This window comes from Catenibacterium sp. co_0103, from assembly GCF_004168205.1.
Classification (GTDB): Bacteria; Bacillota_I; Bacilli_A; order Erysipelotrichales; family Coprobacillaceae; genus Catenibacterium; species Catenibacterium mitsuoka_A.
This window is the reverse complement of the sequence record NZ_RCYB01000197.1, coordinates 1-1,438: the sequence shown is the minus strand read 5'-3', so window position 1 is coordinate 1,438 and position 1,438 is coordinate 1. Positions and strand designations below refer to the sequence as shown.

General features: G+C 34.7%; 1 protein-coding gene and 1 pseudogene. Both read left to right on the top strand.

What is annotated here, in order from left to right; translation table 11 throughout:
* Positions 1 to 393, top strand: a pseudogene (locus EAI80_RS13100) (threonine ammonia-lyase); the annotation flags it as partial.
* 85 nt (positions 394 to 478) lie between these two features.
* The gene (locus EAI80_RS13095; RefSeq protein ID WP_192924070.1) at positions 479 to 1,345 is read left to right on the top strand and encodes an ROK family protein; all 867 of its coding nucleotides are present in this window, start codon (positions 479 to 481) and stop codon (positions 1,343 to 1,345) included.
* Positions 1,346 to 1,438: the final 93 nt, after the last annotated feature.

The following is a 1,438-nucleotide window of genomic DNA, read 5'->3' as shown; positions in this document are numbered from 1 at the left end:
AAGCTTGTAGCTGAAAACTCAGGTATTCTTTCACTTGCTGCATTAAAGAAACTCAATGAAAAGAATAAGAAGGTTGTTTCACTTGTATCAGGTGGCAACATTGATGTGCTTTCTATCTCTTCTATGATCAATAAGGGACTGATTGAAAGAGGTAGAATCTTCTCATTCTCAGTACAGCTTCCAGATATTCCTGGACAGTTAGAAAAAGTAGCACATCTATTAAATGAATGTAATGCGAATGTTGTAGCGGTTGATCATAACCAGTTCAAGAACTTCGCAAGATTCTCTGAAGTAGAATTAAGAGTCACTTGTGAAACAAATGGGGAATCTCATATCGATACAATAATTGAAACATTTAAACAGAATGGTTTAGAAATTCATCGTGTTAACTAGGGAATAACGTAACGTTATTCCTTTTTTAATCTATTTTACTATTGTGCATTTTTTTGTGCTATTCTATAGATAGGAGGTAATACATATGTTACTAGGAATTGATGTAGGAGGGACTTCTGTCAAATACGCAACATGCGATGAAAAAGGTCATTTATTTGATAAGGGGTCTTTTAAAACACCTGATACTTTAGAAAATATGTATCAGGCTATTGAAACTATTTATAAAGAAAGAGATGTTGATGGTATTGCGTTAAGTATGCCTGGGGCTGTTGCGAGTGATGAAGGTGTCATTTATGGTGCGTCTGCGATTGACTATATTCATGGTCCTAATATAAAGAAGGATCTAGAAGAAAGATTACAGACACGTGTAGAACTAGAAAATGATGCCAACTGTGCAGCACTTGCAGAAGTATGGCTAGGTGCCGCTAAAGATAATCAGGATTGCTGCTTTGTCGTATGCGGTACAGGTATTGGTGGTGCTGTGATTAAGGATAAGAAGATTCATAAGGGTAAACATCTTCATGGTGGTGAATTTGGTTATATGATCAATAACTTTGATGCAGATTCACTTGAGTTTAACTTTTGGTCTCTTGATTCTACAGTCGCCATTGTTAAGGGTGTAGAAAAAGAACTAGGTGAAACATATGATGGACGTTATATCTTTGATCATGCCAACGAAAATGAAGTATTCAAGAAGTATGTCAATCGTTTCTATTATGCTCTTGCAGTAGGTATCTATAATATTCAATATTCTTATGATCCAGAAGTGATCATTATTGGTGGGGGTATCTCTGTAAGAGAAGATATGATTAATGAAATCAATAAGCGTTTAGATATCATCATAGACAAAGTTGAACCAGCACGTATTAAGCCTGTTGTAAAGAAATGTGCCTTTGCGAATGATGCCAATATTATTGGTGCAATCTATCACTATTTAACAACTTCTAAATAGTAAAATAAAAAAAATTTTTGAATACCCATAATCTACAGGTAACGATTTAAGAGAAGTGTGGAGCAGAAATATTCAGGATATAGACTATTTGTC